Here is an 18,811-nt window from a genome sequence, read left to right as displayed (position 1 = left end):
GTTTCTCCAAACTTCCCGGAAACCGAAGAAATTATCTCTTTTCTACGACCTCGCCCTGCTTTTTATAAATACTGTTTGCCGGAACATAGCCTCTTACCATGGAAAGTGGATAAATATTCGTTCCTTTTCCAACCACGCTTCCCGGATTCAGAACCGTTCCGCATCCGACTTCCACATTATCTCCCAGCATCGCGCCGAATTTCTTCATACCGGTCTCAATACCTCCCTCCGGAGTCTTGATCACAACCAGCTTCTTATCAGATTTCACATTGGACGTAATCGAACCGGCACCCATGTGGGATTTATATCCGAGAACCGAATCACCGACGTAATTATAATGTGGAACCTGCACTTTGTTGAAAAGAATGACATTCTTAAGCTCAGTGGAATTTCCCACAACAGCGCCTTCCCCTACAATCGCATTTCCGCGGATAAATGCACAATGACGGATCTCCGCTTCCTTTCCGATGATCGCCGGGCCGCCGATAAATGCAGTCGGAGCCACCTTTGCGGACTTTGCCACCCACACATTTTCACCGCGCTTTTCATATTCTTCCTCCGGAAGTGTGGCACCCAGTTCTAAAATAAAGCTGCTGATCTTCGGCAGTACTTCCCATGGATAGGTAACACCTTCAAAAATGTCTTTCGCAATCGTCTCTTCCAATGTGTACATTTCTTTTACAGTCATTTCTTTCATTCTTTTTTCCCTTTCCCTTTTTCTGTGTTCTTCACAGGTTTTTTATAAAACTCAGCCGCCTTGTCATAACAGCCTCTCAGTTGATATTGGTTATTTAAACCCAGCACGCCGTTTGTACGGGTTATAATGAACTGCTCCAGCTTTCTCATATATTCATCCGGCGTGATATCACCGTCTGCAACATATGTGAGCCCCTTTTCCCAGCTCGCAGTCAGTTCCGGATTCAAAAGTGACTTGATAGAATGGTCCACCACATCATAGATCATCTCGCCGAGAAGTGTCGGTGTGATCACCTGTGTCTTCTTGTTCAGCGCCAGGTATTTGATGTTAAATAATTTCTTCAGAATCTCCGCGCGTGTGGCACTGGTACCGATTCCGCTACCTTTGATCTGTGCGCGCAGCTCTTCATCCTCGATCAACTGCCCCGCATTTTCCATCGCAAGGATCATAGAACCCGAATTATATCGTTTCGGAGGAGAGGTTTCTCCTTCCTTGATCGCAAGGCCTTTCACAGGAAGAACCATTCCCTTTTTCAGCTTCTGAATACATTCAAAAAACGCCGCATCCAGATCCTGTGTTTCATTCTCCCCATCCGAAGCCGGATTTTCAGAAGACTCCGCATCGACGGCAGTTCCCTTTGGCGATGCCGCTTTCTTCCCCGGGATCCCTGCCACCTTCAGATATCCCTCTTCAGCCAGCACACGGAAGCTTGCAAAAAACTGTTCTTCCTGCATCTGTGTCGTCACAGCCACTTTCTGATATACTGCAGGCGGATAGAAAATACTGAGAAATCTCCGTACAATTACATCATATACGTTTTTCGCCACCGGCGCAACCGAATTCAAAGCCGGCAGCCCCTGTCCGGTGGGAATGATCGCATAATGGTCCGTAATCTGTTTATCATTGACATACCGTGTCTTCGCGAGATTCTTGTAGCTGCCGAAATTCAGAATGTCCTGCATATAAGGCGCCGCCACAGGATATTTGCTCAGCCCGTTCAGATTCTTCGTGATTTCCTTCGCAACCGCAGTGGAAAGCACACGGGCATCCGTTCTCGGATAAGTCACCAGCTTCTTCTCATATAATTCCTGCACAATGCGCAGCGTTTCGTCGGGACTGATCTTGAACCGTTTGGAACATTCATTCTGCAACTCTGCCAGGTTAAATAAAAGAGGCGGATTCTTCTTTTCTTTTTTCTTTTCGATGGAAAGGATCTTCGTCTCCGCAGGCCCTTCATTTAGGTGTGCGATCAGGTTCTCGGCATCCTCCCGCTTCTTAAATCCATTTTCTTTATACAGTTTCGGCGATTCAAAATAAAGGGAGTCCTTCACCGCTCTCCACTCACCGTCAAAGCTGTGCCCGTCCACATCCACACTCTGCAGGACACGGTAGAACGGAGTTTTGACGAATTCACGAATCTCACGCTCGCGGCGCACCACCATCCCCAGTACACAGGTCATCACGCGTCCTACGGAAATGACGGTGTAGTTATTTCCCAGATAACCGGAAATGCTGTTCCCGTATTTGAGTGTAAGAAGTCGGGAAAAATTAATTCCCATCAGATAATCTTCCTTGGCCCGAAGATAAGCGGAAGCCGAGAGATTGTCATACTCGGACAGATCCTTCGCCTCCCGGATCCCTCTCAGGATCTCTTCCTCCGTCTGGGAATCAATCCAGACCCTGCGGCGTTCTTTTCCCTTCACATGAGCCATCTGCTCCACCAGCCGGTAAATATATTCTCCTTCCCGTCCGGAGTCGGTACAGACATAGATCCGCTCCACATCTTCCCGGGTGAGCACACCTTTCACAATCTCAAACTGTTTCTTCACAGCCGGGATTACTTCATATTTATATTCCTTAGGAATAAAAGGGAGCGTCTGAAGGCTCCAGCGTTTGTATTTCTCATCATAAGCTTCCGGATAACTCATGGTCACCAGATGCCCCACACACCAGGTCACGATGGCTTCATCCGCCTCCAGATACCCGTCCTTTCTTTTTAAATTCAGGTGCAGCGCCTTGGCAAATTCCTGCGCAACACTCGGTTTTTCGGCTATATAAACTGATTTTTTACCCATAAATAATTACAAATACTCCTGTCCGTCCTATCGATGTTGTTTTCCAAAGAACCATTTTAGAATCCGCACCCACAGACCTGCTTCATCCGCCTTTTTCGGTCTCTTTACCGTAAGCGCTTCCTTCATGAAATACTCCTGAGCACAGACTTTTTTGGTCCCTTTTTCTTTCTTTTTATAGCTGCCGTCACTTTGCAGCTCACGTGCTTTCTGGTTATCCTCCAGCATGATTTCCAGCATATGTACCAGCTGGTCTTTGATCCGGCTGTCGTAAACCGGGCAGGCCACTTCCACACGTTTTTCGGTATTTCTCGTCATCATGTCCGCTGAGCCGATGTATACCTTCTGATCCGGTCCTTCTCCAAAACAGAAAATCCTGGGATGTTCCAGAAAACGTCCAACAATGCTGGTCACTTTCAGATTTTCCGTATAACCCGGCACGCCCGGAAGGATACAGCAGATTCCCCGGACGATCAGATCGATCTTCACTCCGGCCTGAGACGCTTCCGATATTTTGCGGATAAAATCCACATCCGTCACCGAATTCATTTTCATGACGATCCGCCCGGAGGCACCCTTTTTGATTTCCTCATCTATGAGATGCAGGATCTTCGGTTTCAGGCTTGTCGGCGATACGATCAGATTCTCATAGCTCCCGTTGAGATTGCCGATCGACATATTTTTGAAAAATACGGACGCATCATTTCCGATGCTCTTATTTGCCGTAATCAGTGAAACATCGGTGTACATTGCAGCCGTCTTCTCGTTGTAATTTCCCGTACCCACCTGCGTGATATACTGAATTTCATTCTTGTTCCGGTATGTGATCAGACAGATTTTCGAATGCACCTTGTAACCATCAAATCCATAGATCACCCTGCAGCCTGCCTCCTCAAGCCGTTCCGACCAGTCAATGTTATTCTGCTCGTCGAACCGTGCACGAAGCTCGATCAGTACCGTGACCTCCTTCCCGTTTTCAGCCGCCGCACAGAGATATTCCACCAGTCTTGCTTTCTTTGCAAGACGGTAGATCGTGATCTTGATGGTTAGAACCGACGGGTCCTGAGAAGCCTCTTTAATCAGACGCAGAAACGGATCCATACTCTCATATGGAAAGGATAAAAGAACATCCTTCTTTTTTACCTGCTTCATCACACTGTCGTCGGTCAGGTAACGGCACGGCTGCGGGGTGAACGGTTCATCCACCAGCGGACGCTTCATGGAAGACGGCACTTTATCCATAATCGAGAAAATGTAATCCAGCTTCATCGGCATTTTGGTCCGGAAGATCTGAGCCGGGGTGATCTTAAATTTATCACAGAAATACTTTTCCGCATCTTTGGGAAGCGGCTCTGCCGTCTCCAGACGAACGACCGCCATTCTGCGACGTTTATGAAGCGTCTCCTGCATACGAAACCGGAAATCATCGTTGATCTCCAGGGATTCGTCATCCGGGGAAATATCCGCATTTCTCGTCACGCAGATATAGTTCCGGTCTGTAACCTCGTATTTTTCAAAGATCAGATCCAAATATTCCATCAGCACCTTCTCCATCCGGATATAACGGATGTCATGCCCCGGCAAATACAGAATGTCGGATACAAACTGCGGTACCGGCACGATTCCCAGCATGGACTTGTTGTCCTGCTTCAGATTGGCGATTACATACAAGGCTTTATTCAGAAGATGAGGAAACGGATGATTCGCGTCCACGATCTGTGGCGAAAGGATCGGCAGAATCTGATCTTTAAAATACTTCTTAACGTACTTCTTTTCCTGTGCTTCCAGTTCCTTTATGGAAAGCCCGCAGACACCATACGGGCTCAGCAGCTTTTTAATCTCAGAGTATGTCTTGTCGCGCTCCTTATATAGCGGTGCCACTGCCGCAAAAATCGCATCCAGCTGTTCTTTCGGCGTCATGCCCGAACGACTGTCAACCGCCGTATGATCCGTCTGGGCCATGTCATACAGGCTCCCAACACGGATCATAAAGAACTCATCCAGATTGCTGGTAAAGATCGCAACAAATTTCATCCGCTCCAGAAGCGGAACCGTCGGATCCTGTGCCTCTTCCAGAACCCGGTGATTGAATTTCAGCCAGGAAAGCTCTCTGTTCTGTGTATAATTCAGCATTTCTTTGTCCATAATCCTTCCCCCTGTCTTGCCTGATACCGTGGCAAATATCTTCCCCTATAAAATAAGTTTAAAAAGGCCGTAACATTTGTTCAAATGAAACGGCCTATCAGATGTTCTCTTATTTTGCCTTGATATATTCCTTCGCAACAAGTGTCTCTGCACACAGGATTGCTCCGCCTGCCGCTCCACGTACTGTGTTGTGGGAAAGTCCTACGAATTTCCAGTCAAACAATGTGTCTTCTCTCAGACGTCCGACCGTGATTCCCATTCCATTCTCATAATCCACATCCAGTTTTACCTGCGGACGGTTATCTTCTTCGAGATAACGGATAAACTGCTTCGGCGCACTTGGAAGCTCCAGTTCCTGCGGAAGACCCTTAAAGTTTTCCAGTTTTTCAAGAAGCTCTTCTTTTGTCGGGCTCTTTGCAAAGTTTACAAATACCGCTGCGGTATGTCCGTTCAGAACCGGAACACGGATACACTGGGTCGTGATCACAGGCTCTTTCGCTTTCACGATCTGTCCGTTTTCCACTCTGCCCCAGAGACGAAGCGGTTCCTGTTCACTCTTCTCTTCTTCGCCGCCGATATACGGAATAATATTTTCTACCATTTCCGGCCAGTCTTTAAAGGTTTTTCCGGCTCCTGAAATTGCCTGATACGTTGTAGCTACAACTTCGGTCGGTTGGAATTCTTTCCAGGCGGTAAGCACCGGTGCATAGCTCTGGATCGAGCAGTTCGGTTTTACGGCTACGAATCCGCGTTTTGTTCCGAGACGTTTTCTCTGAGCCTCAATCACTTCAAAATGCTCCGGGTTGATCTCCGGTACAACCATCGGTACATCCGGTGTCCAGCGATGTGCACTGTTATTGGAAACAACCGGTGTCTCTGCCTTAGCATAAGCATCTTCGATCGCACGGATCTCTTCTTTCGTCATATCGACCGCACTGAAAACAAAATCAACAGTAGATGCAACTTCCTCTACTTCATTAATATTATGTACGATCAGTTTCTTTACTTTCTTCGGCATCGGAGTGTCCATTTTCCAACGGTCTCCAACTGCCTCTTCATATGTTTTGCCTGCAGAACGCGGGCTTGCTGCTACAGTGACAACCTCAAACCATGGGTGATTCTCCAGAAGGGCGATAAAACGCTGTCCAACCATTCCGGTCGCTCCAAGAATCCCAACTTTTAATTTCTTTTTCATCGCTTTTCCTCATTTCTTTTCTCTATTTTGTCTTTAGTCGGAACACATTTGTACGTGTCCCAAGTATAATAACCCATTTCCCTAAGAAATGCAAGCTATTTTCCATTCCAAATCCGCGTGCCATGTACGCTGTTGGCACGTAGCCGGCAGTAAATGCTGGCTACTGTGTGAACAGTAACTATATTAGCACTCTTCCAGATATTTCGTATAGATCTCAATGACCTTACGCATCGCATCCGGTCCCGGTGCTCCGATCGTCTTCCGCTTGTTCACACAGGTCTCCATGCTGATTGCGTCATAGATGTCTTCCCCAAATACCGGTGAGATCGCTTTGTATTCTTCCAGAGACATATCATCCAGCGCAATTCCCTTATCGATACAGTAGAGAACCAACTGACCTACGATCCCGTGTGCATCCCTGAACGGCACTCCATGATTCACCAGGTAATCCGCCGCATCTGTGGCATTGGTGAAACCGTGGCGTGAACTCTCGTTCATCCGCTCTTTGTTGAACTTCATTGTAGAGATCATTCCGGTAAATAGGGCCAGACAGCCCTTCGCCGTGTCGATCGCATCAAAGATCAGTTCCTTATCCTCCTGCATATCCTTATTATATGCCAAAGGGATTCCTTTCATCGTTGTCAGAATCGACATCAATGCACCGTAGACACGTCCCGTCTTACCGCGCACCAGCTCGGCAATGTCCGGATTCTTCTTCTGCGGCATGATGCTGCTTCCCGTACTGTAGCTGTCATCAATCTCGACAAACTGGTACTCATTCGAATTCCAGATGATCACCTCTTCCGAAAACCGGCTCAGATGCATCATGATCGTGGAAAGCGCACTCATCAGTTCGATCAGATAATCCCGGTCGGAAACGGAATCCATACTGTTGAGCGTCGGCCCGTCAAATCCAAGAAGCTCTGCCGTATAGTTCCGATCCAGCGGATAAGTCGTTCCCGCAAGCGCTCCTGCTCCCAGCGGACAGGTGTTCATCCGTTTATAAATATCCTTCAAACGCGAATGATCCCGCTTGAACATTTCAAAATAAGCTCCCATATGATGCGCCAGCGTCGTCGGCTGCGCTTTCTGCATATGTGTAAATCCCGGCATGATCGTATCAACGTTCTGCTTCATGATCTCCAGAAGCTCCCGCAAAAGATCCACCACCAGTCCCTGCAGGGAAATAATCTCACTCCGGATATACATCTTCATGTCCAGTGCCACCTGGTCATTCCTGCTGCGCCCGGTGTGGAGCATCTTACCCACATCCCCGATCCGCTCGATCAGATTAGCCTCCACAAAACTGTGTATATCTTCATATTTATCTGTAATCTCAAGTCTGCCGCTCTCCACATCGCGGAGAATACTTTCCAGACCTGCAATAATTTCTTTCTTCTCTTCCTCAAACAGGATTCCCTGCTTACAAAGCATCATCACATGGGCGATACTTCCCTTAATATCCTGTTCGTAAAACCGTTTGTCGAATGAAATGGACGCATTAAAGTTATAAACGAGCTGATCCGTCTCCTTCGTAAAGCGTCCTCCCCATAACTGTGCCATCGCTTTCCCTCTTTTCTGCCTTTTCATCACTTAGTAAACCTTTTTGAGTGTACCACAGTTTTCCTACTTCTGTAAAGTTTCCATCCGCTCTTTTTTCGAGAAAATACAGCCACAGTAATCCTGCCTGTATAATCCATACTCTCTGGAGAGCTCGGTAGAACGCTTATATCCGTTCTTCTTTTTAAAATCAGACGGAAGATACGCAACCTGATATTCCGCCGCCAGACGCTCGCCGATTTCATTGAGCTTTGCGGCATTTTTCAGCGGACTGATGCTGAGCGTCGTGGTAAAATAGTCAAATCCGCCCGCTGCCGCCACCTTTGCCGCTTCCCTGAGTCTCAGCTCATAACATTTAAAACAGCGCTCGCCGCCCTCCGGCACCTGCTCCAGCCCTTTTGCCATGGCATAAAATTTCTCACTGTCATAATTTCCCGCAAGAAAATGAACCGGATACTTCGCAGGCATTTCCCGGATCAGCCGCTCCTGTTCCCGGATTCTCTTATAGAATTCCTCTTCCGGAAAAATATTCGGATTATAGTAAAACACCGTGATCTCAAAATACTGCGATAAATATTCCAGTACATAACTGCTGCACGGTGCACAACAGCTGTGGAGCAGAAGCTTCGGGACCTTTTCTTCCTCTTCCAGGCATCCGATCACCTTCTCCATCTCCTTCTGATAATTCCTGTTCACTTCTTCCCTACTCCTCTCTTCTTTCCTTCCCGGATCTTATATGTTTCTTCGTATTTCTTATCAAATATTACCGTTTCCGAACAGATATGTGTATCTTTTCATAAAATAATATATAGAATCTTTCCCCGTATCATTCATGAGACTGGAGGTTACCTATGGAATATCTGCTGGAAGTCAAAGATATCAATTATGCCTATCACAACATGGACGGCGAAACCAAAGCGCTGGAACACATTTCGTTCTCTATGAAAGAAGGCGACTTTCTCGCCATCGTCGGTCCGTCCGGCTGTGGAAAATCCACACTCTTACACCTGATTGCAGGTCTTCTGGAACCCGAAAAAGGGCTGATCCTGCTAAATGGAAAATACTTACGCGGCAGCGCCACCAACATCGGCTATATGCTTCAGAAGGATGAACTTCTGGAATGGCGCACCGTCTATCACAACGTACTCCTCGGTCTGGAAATCCAGCACAGCATGACCGCCCGTGCCAAAGAAAAAGCACGCGAACTGCTGGACATCTACGGACTGGATCAATTCGCTAATTCCCGCCCTTCGGAACTCTCCGGAGGAATGCGGCAGAGGGCCGCCCTCGTGCGCACACTGGTTATGGAGCCGGATCTTCTCCTGCTGGATGAACCTTTCTCGGCGCTCGACTACCAGACAAGACTGACGGTCGGGGACGACATCGGCCAGATCATCCGAAAAGAGAAAAAAAGCGCAATTCTGGTCACACACGATCTGGCGGAAGCCATTAGCCTTGCCGATCGCGTGATCGTCCTCACCGCCCGCCCCGCCACCATACTACAGACCGTCCCCATCACATTCCAGGAGCCGGATCTAACACCTCTGAAACGGCGCAATGCCCCGGAATTCAAATCCTATTTCAATCTCATATGGAAGGAGTTAAACCCCAATGAATGAACTGTCCCAAGGCCAGATCTACTACCTGAACAAACAGCGCCGCCGTAAGAAGATCGTCCGTTTCTCCCGCGCCGCCATCCTGCTCGGATTCCTGTTTCTGTGGGAATTCACGGCCAATACCGGAATCATCGACTCCTTCATTTTCAGCAGTCCCTCCCGCATCGCCCTCTGTCTCAGGGACATGATTCTGGACGGAAGCATTTTCCTGCACATCGGCGTGACCCTTTATGAAACGCTCCTGAGCTTCGCCCTTGTAATCATCCTGAGTCTCATCATCGCAATCCTGCTCTGGTTCAGCCCGGGGCTTTCCGAGGTTCTCGATCCTTACCTGGTCATTCTGAACAGCCTGCCCAAATCCGCATTGGCTCCCCTGCTCATCGTATGGCTCGGTGCCAACAAGACCACGATCATCGTCGCGGGAATGTCCGTTGCCATCTTCGGCAGCATCTTAAATCTTTACGCCAACTTCGTCACCGTCGATCCCGATAAACTCACCCTGATCTACACCCTGCACGGCAATCGTTATCATGCCCTGACCAAAGTTGTCATCCCAAGCTGCATCCCCGCCATCATCAGCACCATGAAAGTCAACATCGGCCTCTGCCTGGTCGGCGTCGTCATCGGCGAATTTATCGGCGGGCGGGAAGGACTGGGATACATGATCATCTACGGAAGCCAGGTATTCAAACTGGATCTTCTCATTCTTTCGATCTGTATCCTGTGTTTCATCGCTCTGGGACTTTATGGGATCATCAGTGCCGTTGAAAAGTATTGCCTGAAGAAACGCTAGCGCACCAATGCACCAGAACCTGGAACCGCTGTAGGCTTTTTTAAGGTTACAGCGGTTTGTTATTAGACTTCACTTTATATCCAATCCAGCAAATCGCCCCTCCGATCACATCCGAAAGCGGATTTGCCCAGATATCCCGGTTCAGCAGCGTCCGAAAAAGAAGCATCGCCGTGTAAAATGCCAGCACAAACAGCTTGCGGAAAAAGGAATCCGCTTTGAACGCATTCCACCACATTCCGGCCGCCTCCTTCCACCCGTACTCCCGCGCATATAAATATAGGAACATAAACAGCACTGCTAATATCATTGCAAAGCCAAGCGGCTGGTACAATGCTGTCAGTACGTTCGTAAGTATGATTTTTATAATTTCTATGATTCTTTCTGCCACAATTTCTTCGCTCCTGATTCATATGATTCTATTCCAAGCACAATTCCTGTTTCAAAGTATCCCGTTTCCGTTATGTTAGCATACACAATATCATTTTTCAATGAATCTGTAATTGAAAATGAAACTCCCCCTATTCTCCCCATTATTAACTTCCATCCTATTGAAAAAATCCCTACAAATATATTATAATACATCCAACAAACAAATACAGATAAAATTGGAGTACAAGATCATGAATGAAACAGAAACACTCTCCCGTCACAACCAACTGAAATACCGCCTTCGGAACCGGATCGCGCCGGAGTTATTTGAATGTATGCCGGAAGAAATACAGAATTTTCTTATTGAACTGGATCCGGCTGATATAAAAGAAGCCTACCTTACCACGATGCTGAAGATTCCGTGGCAGGCAGGTGACAAAGTCCCGGATATTAATCTGACACAGGCGAAACGGATTCTGGACTGCTCCCACTATGCCATGACGGATGTGAAGGAGAAAATCCTCCGCTACATGGCCTGCCAGAAGCATCTTGGCAAGAATTATGGTGCCGTTCTACTTCTCGCAGGGGCTCCGGGCGTCGGAAAAACCTCCATCGCCGCCTCCATCGCAAGGGCAATGGGAAGGCCATGCGTCAAGATTTCCCTGGCAGGGATCTCCGATGCGCTGTTTCTTCGCGGCACCCAGACCATTTTCCATAACGCAAGACCCGGACGGATCGTGGATGCATTGATCCGCTCCAAGAGCTTCTGCCCGGTGATTCTTCTCGATGAAATCGATAAAATGGGGGATTCACTGGAACACGGCTGCCCAGAGAATGTACTGCTCGACCTTCTGGACAGCGACCGTTCTCGGTTTGTGGACAACTATCTCGGATTTCCGCTGGATCTGTCCAATGCAATTTTCATCGCGACAGCCAACAGCCTTGAGCCGCTCTCTCCGGTCCTGAAAGACCGGCTTGATATCGTGGAGCTTCCATCCTACACACCGTTTGATAAAGAACAAATCGTGGAAGGCTACGTCTGGCCGAAGCTGATCACCGAATATCATCTGGACTCTCTGGATTATCTCTGTGATCCTCTGGAAAATGAGCTGGCACATCCACAGGGCCTTGAACTGAAAGAAGATGCGATAAAAAAACTGATCCGCCTCTGTCCGGAAGACGGCGTCCGCGATCTGGAACGCATCTGCCGGACCTTATGCGAATCCGTGATCAGTATTTATTACGCACAAGGCGAACTGATCGAACAGATTAATACAGACAATCTGGATCGTCTGCTTGGAAAAATTTATTATAAATAAACTTAGGAACGTTTCTCCAGAACATCCCGGATGATCCATTCCAGCTCATCCGTCTTCCGCGCAATATCCTTCGCCAACTGCAACTGACAGCGGGTCCGGACCAGATTATGTTTCGGGTACTCACACCGGAAATATTTATCCCCGGTAATATAATCATCCAGGAATCTGGACGCAAGCTCGATCGTAATCGAAAACGTCGCCTTCACAAGATTTTCAATCTCAATCTCCGTAAGAGAGTCCTTCGTTGCCCCGATAAAACCATTTGCAAACGCACGGAATTTCGCTGTATCAAAGAACACCTTCGAAGTATCCGGCTCGTCCTCCACCGCCGTATTGGCAATAAACCGGACCGCATCCGCGAAATCATACATCGACATACCCGGCATGATCGTATCCAAATCGATCGCCACGATAGGCTCTTTCGTCACACTGTCAAACAGCACATTATTACATTTCGTGTCATTGTGCGTGACACGCTTCGGGATCTCACCATTTTCAAATCTCACACTAAGCTCCGCCGCCTGCTCTCTGACCGACTCAATATACGCGATCTCCTCAGATACTTCCTTCACACGGCCACATTCATCCATTTCCACATCCGCAAACAGCGTATCCAACCGCTTTTTCGTATTATGAAAATCCGGAATCGTCTCATGCAGAATCGAACCGTCAAAATCAGAAAGCTGTGTCTGAAAATTACCAAACGCCTTCCCCGTCGCCTCGATCACATGCAGATCATCCGAAGCATTAAACGTCACCGAATCCACATAATTGATCACACGCCAGAACGCATCATCCCCGTCAATATAATAATTCGTCCCCTCATTCGTATGATGAAAATGAAGGGTGATCTGATCCGGATACTTCGCGCGGATGAACGACGTCACATGATCGATATTCTCCATAATCTCAACCGGACTCTTAAATACATTCGTATTGACTTTCTGGAACAGATAAGACTTGAACGTCTTCTCATTCGTATAAGTTACTTTATAAGTAGAATTAATATTTCCCATTGCAATCACATGGTAAAAATACAGCTCGCCGGGAAGCCGGAACTTCTCTCCGACAATCTTCAGTGTTTCAAACATATCATTTCCTCCTTAGGTGGCAGGGTAGCCTTCCCCTATCTGCCATACATGAAATCTATCCACTTTAGGATAATGTTATCACACGAAGCCATGATTCGCAATCATTCTTTTCTATAAACAAGCGATATGTCACTTTGGCCAGACAAAATTGCAGTTTCCCGCTTCCAGCCCATCGATCAAAATATTCTGCCCGGTGCAAAACCCGTTCGTAACCGCCATAAAATAGATCCATTCCGCCGCTTCTTCCACCGTCATCCACCGCTTCAGAGGAGTCAGTTCCATAATCTCATTCCACAGTGTTTCATCTTCCATCACCGGTCTGTTCAATTCGGTCATAACCCCTCCGAAATCCAGGCTGTTGCAAGTAGCCTGATACGCTGCGATCCGCATAGCTACATTCTTGGTATAAGCAAGGACGCCTCCCTTGCTTGCCGCATATTCCGGAAATTCCGAACCGGTATGCCCGCTTGCTGATCCGATCATGACAATCGAGCGAATCTCCGGCTGAATCCCATAATGCTCGGTTATCGATATCGTTCCCTTTAGATTCACGTCAATATCATTGTCATTCTGGACACCGGCATTGTTGATCAGCACCTGAATCTCCGGAAGTTCCGGATAGGCAGATTCTTCTCGGATATCCAGGCAATAATGGGTATAATTCTCATCCACAATTGCAGACTCCTTCCTGTCAAATCCAAACACGCGATGCCCTTCCTTTAAGAAATATTCCGCACACCCTTTCCCAATCCCGGAGCCGGTCCCGGTAATCAATACATTCATCTTTACAAACTCTCCTTCAAATATTTCTTCAATGCCTTGTTCAGGATCGCAACAACGTACAAACAAATCACTCGGTCGATATAATCCGTAATAAATTGCACAACAAAACAGCTTCCCACCAGTCCAAGCGGTGTTCTGGCCAGCACCTGAACAAGGATCGTGGAACCCGAAGACGTAATTCCGCCAAACAAAAACGCCGTAATGCAAGAACTTGCAATCGTAGACGGAATGGTGATTACAAGCGCCGCCACCAGAATCCACCACTTCTTCGGATGGTATTTCCTGTATACAAGGCCGGTCACAAGCCCAAGTATGATCCCAACCGGTGCATAATACAGGGAATAAATATCAACCGTTATTCCCATAAGCAGTCCACTGATCAGATTCGGGAGCATTCCATAGAATGGCCCCATAACCGAAGCAATCAAAACAGTTCCAATACTGTCCAGATAAATCGGAAGTTTCAGAAACAGCGCGATCTGGCCTCCGATCAAATTGATGCAGATAGCAAATGCAATCATGCAAATTTTATATGCTGATGTTTTTCTTGACTTTACATTCATTCCCAAAATCCTCCTATATGATATCCTGCAAAATATCCAGTTCTTCCGGCTTCACGTCCAGAATTCTGGAAAGGAATAACCGGAAAAAGCGCAGGACATCTACTTCTGTCATCACTTTTGCATTGGCCTCTTTTCTGTAGAAATTCATCGAATCTACCACAGACTGCCCCAGAGAAATCCCCTGTGTCTCGATCTGTACATAAGAATCAAAGCCCTGGCAAATATTTCGGTCGATAAAATACGCCACTGTAAGCGGATCATTGATCACACACCCGATGATATGCTCCCACTGCCAGTGAAAATCAAAATAAAACTTTGTAATCTTCCTGATAAAATCACCTGTTTCAGGATTCAGCCGGCAAATATATTCCAAAATCGTCGGTGTCAGAACAATTTTCCGCGTCACATCAAGACCTATCATATGAATCTTTTTGCCGTTCTCATACATTGTATCGTACACAAGCGCCGCCGCATCCGGATCACACCAGTAGTTATATTCCGCCACCGGCGAACAGTTTCCATGACTTTTAAACGTTCCGCCCATGGACACCAGCTCTTCTATGTTGAGAAATGCATCCATATCCCGATCAATCAACACTGCAAGATTCGTCATCGGCCCCAACGCGATCACCGAAACCTTCTCCGCTTTCAGCACCGATGCCATAAAATCAACAGCATCCATCTGCTGTTCATAGCCATCCACTTCCGACAAATAGCTTTCACCAAGTCCATCTTCTCCATGAGTGTCAAGCGCATTCACATATTCCCGCCTGACCGGTCTCTTTTCCCCGACAAAAATCGGTACATCCAGTCTGCCCATCTGCCGCAGGACCTTCTTTGCATTTCCAAATCCCATCTCCACAGGAGCATTTCCACACACGATCGTAATTCCGATCACTTCGATCTCTTCTGATTTAAGCGCCAGCATGATCGCAAGACTGTCATCAATTCCAGGATCACAGTCAATAATCACTTTTCTTCGTTCCATCTTCTTTTTCCCTTTCCTTATTATTTTCAAAGGCAAAAAAATAGCTTTTGTTTACAGAAACCTCCATAAACAAAAGCATCATGAACCAGGCTGCTTTCCTGCAGCCTGAATATATTCTGATTTACTTTGCCTAGTTTTTTATACTGGGAGGTTTTCGAACCAGTTTCGAGAAATAGTGTACCACAGTTTCCCATTTATGGCAATCCATAATTTCTATCCTTTATCTACTTCCTTTCTCTGCCATATTCTAACTGGTGGCCTCATCGTCCTTTTGATCTTGTTTGTTCTTGATGTCTGAGTTCATGGCTCATACACTCCCTCGCAGCTTCCTTCCACATCTTCCGGTACCATTATAACCCCAAAACGCCACAGCAGACTATAAACATAACTGATTCCCCGCACATCAGCGATCTCTTTCGGACGTTTAAATACATACCCTTTCTTCACAGCCGCTTTTCCAAATGCAATTCTCACCGAACTCCACGACAACGACTTACTGTTCTCCCTTCGATCGATAAATAATTCTTTTGTATATTCTCCATTACGCCCGATTTTCAATGTATATCGAAATGGAAGCCCGGTACTGGTATAAAACGGATAATCCTGATACGCAACGATACAGTTCCAGAGATTCTCTTCAGAACTGCACTCTTGTAGCGCATGCAACGTTTCCTTCCTTTGTTCACATAATCTTGTATTGTCCATTTTTCCACATCCTGTTTTTAGTCGACATCAGTTTATGTTTTTTTTACAGTGACAGGCACCTGAACTATACCACAACTAATACGCCCGAATCCTATCCTCTTCATCATCCGTCGTATTCTCAATTTTAACAATCTTTATATCATAAGAATAGTCGTCACTGACTTTCACCGATACGGTATCGCCAACCTTATGTCCGAATATTGCTTTTCCGATTGGAGATTCGGTGCTGATATATCCGTTCAGCGAATTTCCGCGAATGGAAGTGACCAGTTTGAATGTTTCTTCCTCGTCATCTTCCGGAAAATAAACGGTGATCCTGTTATTGATTCCGGCTACTCCATCTTCTGATTGATCCGATACGATCACTGCTGTTTTCAGCATTCTTTCCAGATAGCGGATTCGGCTTTCGTTTCGGTTTTTATCTTTCTTTGCCGCATGATATTCGAAATTTTCGCTTAAATCCCCGTGTGCTCTTGCTTCTTTTACTGCTTCTATCGCTTCCTTCCGGACAACAAGCTTACGGTATTCGATTTCCTCCCGGATTTTTTTAACATCACTTTCTGTCAGCTGCTCTCGCATGATATCTCTTCCTTTCTATTATATATATTGTTTTCTTTTACCTTCATCTGAATAATAAAAAGTTCACTCCATTTTACATCCACACGCTACCGCAAATAGAAAATCCGATGCTGTGTGATATCATTTTCTCCACACACCATCGAATTTCATTTTAAAAGAAGATCTTCCTTACATCATTGAACATGACAAATGCCATGAGTCCGAGCAGGAATACCATTCCTGTCAAGTGTACATATCCTTCTTTTTCCGGCGGTATACGTTTGCCTCGTATGACTTCGACGATCAGGAACAACAGTCTTCCTCCGTCCAGTGCCGGAATCGGCAGCAGGTTCATAACACCCAGGTTGGCGGAAAGGAGTATGGCAAGTCGCAGCATATTGACAAACACCAGCAGAGCGCCGCCTGATTTGGACTGTTTGTAGGTATTATCTACAATATTGACGACTCCTACCGGTCCGGAGAGTTCGCTCACTCCGACTTTGCCGGTGAACAGCATCCGCAGGCCGCTGATCGTGGAATCGATCCAATAGCGAACTTCAAAGACACTGTATTTGAGCATATCGAAAATACCGGCTTTCTCATATCCGGTGCTTGTTATCCCGATCATATAGTATCCGTTTTCATTTTGTACCGGAGTGAGAATGACGGAATGCTTTTCTCCGTCACGAATATAAGCGATCTCCTGTTCTTCTCCCGCGTGAAGCTGTTCGTAGACAGAGATATCACGGAAAATATATATGTGTTTGCTGCCGATCTTCACGATCTTATCTCCCGCCTGAAGTCCTGCTTCATAGGCCGGGCTTCCTTCGGTTACGCTTCCTGCGACCGGCTTATCGACACCGATGATGCCGATAAAAATGATACTGCAGATGAATGCAAGTATGAAGTTAAAGGCCGGTCCTGCCGCAATGACGGAGATCCGCCGCCACGGGGATTTGCTGTTGAAGCTTCCCTCGCTCAAATCATCGACTTCATCTTCTCCCATCATACATGCGCCTCCGATGGGAAGGAGTTTCAGACAATAATCGGTATTGCCGATTTTTTTGTGCAGAAGAGTCGGACCCATTCCGATCCAGAACTCATCTACGTCGATTCCGTTCTTTCTGGCCAGGATAAAATGTCCCAGTTCATGGAAGAACACGATAAAACCAAAGATAAAAATCGCAAGTACGATTCCCATTTACTACCTCCTGCTTCTGATTCTTTCATAGGTTGCCGCTTCTGTTTCCAGTATTTGTTCCACAGTCGGGTTTTCAATCGTCTTATGCGCTCTCATACAATCCTCGATAATCTCTATAATTTCCAGGTATTTGATCTCCCGGTTCAAAAACTGGCTGACTGCCAGCTCATTTGCCGCGTTAAATACGGTCGGCAGTGTTCCCCCTGTCCGTCCTGCCTCGTAGGCGAGTTCCAGACCATAAAACGTATCCATATCCGGTTCTTCGAAATCCAGATGTCCGATCTTCCAGAAATCGACTCGGTCTCCGGGAAGGTATCGTCTCTCCGGATAATAAAGTGCGTACTGGATCGGCAGCTTCATATCGGGCGTGCCGAGCTGTGCGATCACCGCGCCGTCTACGAATTCAACCATGGAATGGATTACGCTCTGTGGCTGAACGACCACCTGTACATCATCGATATCGACATCGAAAAGCCATTTTGCCTCCATCACTTCGAGTCCTTTGTTGACCATGGTAGAAGAATCGATGGTGATCTTGCGTCCCATTGCCCAGTTCGGATGCTTCAGTGCATCTTCAACGCGGATATTCAGCAGATCCTCCTGTTTCTTTCCGCGGAACGGTCCGCCTGATGCGGTCAGAAGGATTTTCTTCACTTCGCTCCTTCTGCTTCCCTGCAGGGATTGGAAGATCGCGCTGTGTTCGCTGTCCACCGGAAGGATCTTCACACCCATTTTCTTAGCCAGCGGCATGATGATGTGCCCTGCCGTTACCAGTGTTTCTTTATTTGCCAGTGCGATATCCTTGCCCGCTTCGATGGCTGCGATCGTAGGCCGGATGCCGATCATTCCGACGATCGCCGTGACCAGTATCTCGCTTCCTTCGATCTGTGCGATTTCCAGAAGTCCGTCCATTCCGCTTACGACCTTTGTACCGGTGTCGCGGATCCGGCTTTTCAGTTCTTCGGCTTTCTCCTCGGCCCATACGCCGACGAGTCTGGGATGGAATTCGCGGATCTGCTGCTCCAGCAATGTGATATTATTTCCGGCTGCAAGAGCAAGCACTTCGATATCTTTATTCTCTCTTACGACTTCCAGGGTCTGTGTTCCGATCGACCCTGTAGATCCAAGTATTGCTATTTTTTTCATTTGCGCCTCC

Annotated in this window: 19 protein-coding genes and 1 riboswitch; of the genes, 3 read left to right on the top strand and 16 right to left on the bottom strand. The window is 47.0% G+C overall.

The genetic code is table 11. From position 1 onward, the window contains the following. Positions 1 to 31 precede the first annotated feature (31 nt). From ACTNBF_RS11760 to ACTNBF_RS11735, 6 genes are all read right to left on the bottom strand, one after another. The gene (locus ACTNBF_RS11760; protein ID WP_427807068.1) at positions 32 to 697 is read right to left on the bottom strand and encodes a UDP-N-acetylglucosamine pyrophosphorylase; all 666 of its coding nucleotides are present in this window, start codon (positions 695 to 697) and stop codon (positions 32 to 34) included. Then, on the bottom strand, positions 694 to 2,772 hold the full coding sequence (locus ACTNBF_RS11755) for a DNA topoisomerase (protein WP_427819778.1): 2,079 nt from the start codon (positions 2,770 to 2,772) through the stop codon (positions 694 to 696). The genes ACTNBF_RS11760 and ACTNBF_RS11755 overlap by 4 nt, the downstream gene beginning before the upstream one ends. Positions 2,773 to 2,799: 27 nt before the next feature. Next, positions 2,800 to 4,914: a polyphosphate kinase 1 gene (gene ppk1, locus ACTNBF_RS11750; RefSeq protein WP_441049749.1), complete on the bottom strand. Its 2,115-nt coding sequence runs from the start codon at positions 4,912 to 4,914 to the stop codon at positions 2,800 to 2,802. Positions 4,915 to 5,023: 109 nt separating this feature from the next. Next, positions 5,024 to 6,109, bottom strand: a complete 1,086-nt coding sequence (gene asd, locus ACTNBF_RS11745) for an aspartate-semialdehyde dehydrogenase (protein ID WP_427807071.1) — start codon at positions 6,107 to 6,109, stop codon at positions 5,024 to 5,026. 183 nt (positions 6,110 to 6,292) lie between these two features. After that, the gene (argH, locus tag ACTNBF_RS11740) at positions 6,293 to 7,672 is read right to left on the bottom strand and encodes an argininosuccinate lyase (protein ID WP_427807072.1); all 1,380 of its coding nucleotides are present in this window, start codon (positions 7,670 to 7,672) and stop codon (positions 6,293 to 6,295) included. 63 nt (positions 7,673 to 7,735) lie between these two features. Further along, entirely contained in the window at positions 7,736 to 8,341 is a 606-nt protein-coding gene (locus ACTNBF_RS11735; RefSeq protein WP_427819833.1) for an epoxyqueuosine reductase QueH, read from the bottom strand. A 179-nt stretch (positions 8,342 to 8,520) separates the two neighbouring features. On the opposite strand from ACTNBF_RS11735, the gene ACTNBF_RS11730 reads away from it, so the two are divergent. Both ACTNBF_RS11730 and ACTNBF_RS11725 read left to right on the top strand, forming a co-directional pair. Beyond that, on the top strand, positions 8,521 to 9,288 hold the full coding sequence (locus ACTNBF_RS11730) for an ABC transporter ATP-binding protein (protein WP_427807074.1): 768 nt from the start codon (positions 8,521 to 8,523) through the stop codon (positions 9,286 to 9,288). Continuing rightward, entirely contained in the window at positions 9,281 to 10,078 is a 798-nt protein-coding gene (locus ACTNBF_RS11725; RefSeq protein ID WP_427819775.1) for an ABC transporter permease, read from the top strand. Before ACTNBF_RS11730 ends, ACTNBF_RS11725 begins: the two co-directional genes overlap by 8 nt. Before the next feature lie 46 nt (positions 10,079 to 10,124). Here ACTNBF_RS11725 and ACTNBF_RS11720 read toward each other — a convergent pair whose 3' ends face one another. Both ACTNBF_RS11720 and ACTNBF_RS11715 read right to left on the bottom strand, forming a co-directional pair. Beyond that, positions 10,125 to 10,466, bottom strand: coding sequence for a hypothetical protein (locus ACTNBF_RS11720; protein ID WP_441089317.1), 342 nt, complete (start codon positions 10,464 to 10,466; stop codon positions 10,125 to 10,127). Further along, positions 10,448 to 10,660 (bottom strand): hypothetical protein, encoded by a 213-nt coding sequence (locus ACTNBF_RS11715; RefSeq protein WP_441089316.1) that lies wholly within the window; start codon positions 10,658 to 10,660, stop codon positions 10,448 to 10,450. The genes ACTNBF_RS11720 and ACTNBF_RS11715 overlap by 19 nt, the downstream gene beginning before the upstream one ends. Before the next feature lie 38 nt (positions 10,661 to 10,698). Between ACTNBF_RS11715 and ACTNBF_RS11710 the strand changes: the two genes are divergently transcribed. Continuing rightward, on the top strand, positions 10,699 to 11,766 hold the full coding sequence (locus ACTNBF_RS11710) for an AAA family ATPase (RefSeq protein ID WP_441089315.1): 1,068 nt from the start codon (positions 10,699 to 10,701) through the stop codon (positions 11,764 to 11,766). A 2-nt stretch (positions 11,767 to 11,768) separates the two neighbouring features. On the opposite strand, the gene ACTNBF_RS11705 is transcribed toward ACTNBF_RS11710, so the two are convergent. The 8 genes from ACTNBF_RS11705 to dxr all read right to left on the bottom strand — a co-directional run bounded on the left by ACTNBF_RS11705 (position 11,769) and on the right by dxr (position 18,801). After that, entirely contained in the window at positions 11,769 to 12,857 is a 1,089-nt protein-coding gene (locus ACTNBF_RS11705; RefSeq protein WP_441089314.1) for a phosphotransferase enzyme family protein, read from the bottom strand. A gap of 129 nt (positions 12,858 to 12,986) precedes the next feature. Further along, positions 12,987 to 13,640, bottom strand: coding sequence for an SDR family NAD(P)-dependent oxidoreductase (locus ACTNBF_RS11700; RefSeq protein ID WP_441089313.1), 654 nt, complete (start codon positions 13,638 to 13,640; stop codon positions 12,987 to 12,989). Between the two features lie 2 nt (positions 13,641 to 13,642). Next, the gene (locus tag ACTNBF_RS11695) at positions 13,643 to 14,203 is read right to left on the bottom strand and encodes an ECF transporter S component (protein WP_441024836.1); all 561 of its coding nucleotides are present in this window, start codon (positions 14,201 to 14,203) and stop codon (positions 13,643 to 13,645) included. Positions 14,204 to 14,216: 13 nt separating this feature from the next. Beyond that, entirely contained in the window at positions 14,217 to 15,191 is a 975-nt protein-coding gene (locus ACTNBF_RS11690; RefSeq protein WP_441049753.1) for a nucleoside hydrolase, read from the bottom strand. Positions 15,192 to 15,315: 124 nt separating this feature from the next. Then, positions 15,316 to 15,360: riboswitch (PreQ1 riboswitch) on the bottom strand. Positions 15,361 to 15,491: 131 nt separating this feature from the next. Next, the gene (locus ACTNBF_RS11685; RefSeq protein ID WP_427819768.1) at positions 15,492 to 15,896 is read right to left on the bottom strand and encodes a hypothetical protein; all 405 of its coding nucleotides are present in this window, start codon (positions 15,894 to 15,896) and stop codon (positions 15,492 to 15,494) included. Positions 15,897 to 15,971: 75 nt separating this feature from the next. Continuing rightward, positions 15,972 to 16,475: a transcription elongation factor GreA gene (gene greA / locus ACTNBF_RS11680; RefSeq protein WP_427819767.1), complete on the bottom strand. Its 504-nt coding sequence runs from the start codon at positions 16,473 to 16,475 to the stop codon at positions 15,972 to 15,974. Positions 16,476 to 16,626: 151 nt separating this feature from the next. Further along, positions 16,627 to 17,655, bottom strand: coding sequence for an RIP metalloprotease RseP (gene rseP, locus ACTNBF_RS11675; protein WP_427819766.1), 1,029 nt, complete (start codon positions 17,653 to 17,655; stop codon positions 16,627 to 16,629). Positions 17,656 to 17,658: 3 nt separating this feature from the next. After that, entirely contained in the window at positions 17,659 to 18,801 is a 1,143-nt protein-coding gene (gene dxr / locus ACTNBF_RS11670; RefSeq protein ID WP_427807087.1) for a 1-deoxy-D-xylulose-5-phosphate reductoisomerase, read from the bottom strand. Positions 18,802 to 18,811 lie beyond the last annotated feature (10 nt).

Source organism: Bariatricus sp. HCP28S3_A4, from assembly GCF_052066395.1.
Classification (GTDB): Bacteria; Bacillota; Clostridia; order Lachnospirales; family Lachnospiraceae; genus Allocoprococcus.
Note: the sequence above shows the minus strand (reverse complement) of the source record. Positions and strands in the feature narration are given on the sequence as shown.

Excerpts from the sequence above, each read along its gene's own strand:
- ACTNBF_RS11760 (WP_427807068.1), bottom strand. The coding sequence starts at position 697 with ATGAAAGAAATGACTGTAAAAGAAATGTACACATTGGAAGAGACGATT.
- ACTNBF_RS11755 (WP_427819778.1), bottom strand. The coding sequence starts at position 2,772 with ATGGGTAAAAAATCAGTTTATATAGCCGAAAAACCGAGTGTTGCGCAG.
- ppk1 (WP_441049749.1), bottom strand. The coding sequence starts at position 4,914 with ATGGACAAAGAAATGCTGAATTATACACAGAACAGAGAGCTTTCCTGG.
- asd (WP_427807071.1), bottom strand. The coding sequence starts at position 6,109 with ATGAAAAAGAAATTAAAAGTTGGGATTCTTGGAGCGACCGGAATGGTT.
- argH (WP_427807072.1), bottom strand. The coding sequence starts at position 7,672 with ATGGCACAGTTATGGGGAGGACGCTTTACGAAGGAGACGGATCAGCTC.
- ACTNBF_RS11735 (WP_427819833.1), bottom strand. The coding sequence starts at position 8,341 with ATGGAGAAGGTGATCGGATGCCTGGAAGAGGAAGAAAAGGTCCCGAAG.
- ACTNBF_RS11730 (WP_427807074.1), top strand. The coding sequence starts at position 8,521 with ATGGAATATCTGCTGGAAGTCAAAGATATCAATTATGCCTATCACAAC.
- ACTNBF_RS11725 (WP_427819775.1), top strand. The coding sequence starts at position 9,281 with ATGAATGAACTGTCCCAAGGCCAGATCTACTACCTGAACAAACAGCGC.
- ACTNBF_RS11715 (WP_441089316.1), bottom strand. The coding sequence starts at position 10,660 with ATGTATTATAATATATTTGTAGGGATTTTTTCAATAGGATGGAAGTTA.
- ACTNBF_RS11710 (WP_441089315.1), top strand. The coding sequence starts at position 10,699 with ATGAATGAAACAGAAACACTCTCCCGTCACAACCAACTGAAATACCGC.
- ACTNBF_RS11705 (WP_441089314.1), bottom strand. The coding sequence starts at position 12,857 with ATGTTTGAAACACTGAAGATTGTCGGAGAGAAGTTCCGGCTTCCCGGC.
- ACTNBF_RS11700 (WP_441089313.1), bottom strand. The coding sequence starts at position 13,640 with ATGAATGTATTGATTACCGGGACCGGCTCCGGGATTGGGAAAGGGTGT.
- ACTNBF_RS11695 (WP_441024836.1), bottom strand. The coding sequence starts at position 14,203 with ATGAATGTAAAGTCAAGAAAAACATCAGCATATAAAATTTGCATGATT.
- ACTNBF_RS11690 (WP_441049753.1), bottom strand. The coding sequence starts at position 15,191 with ATGGAACGAAGAAAAGTGATTATTGACTGTGATCCTGGAATTGATGAC.
- ACTNBF_RS11685 (WP_427819768.1), bottom strand. The coding sequence starts at position 15,896 with ATGGACAATACAAGATTATGTGAACAAAGGAAGGAAACGTTGCATGCG.
- greA (WP_427819767.1), bottom strand. The coding sequence starts at position 16,475 with ATGCGAGAGCAGCTGACAGAAAGTGATGTTAAAAAAATCCGGGAGGAA.
- rseP (WP_427819766.1), bottom strand. The coding sequence starts at position 17,655 with ATGGGAATCGTACTTGCGATTTTTATCTTTGGTTTTATCGTGTTCTTC.
- dxr (WP_427807087.1), bottom strand. The coding sequence starts at position 18,801 with ATGAAAAAAATAGCAATACTTGGATCTACAGGGTCGATCGGAACACAG.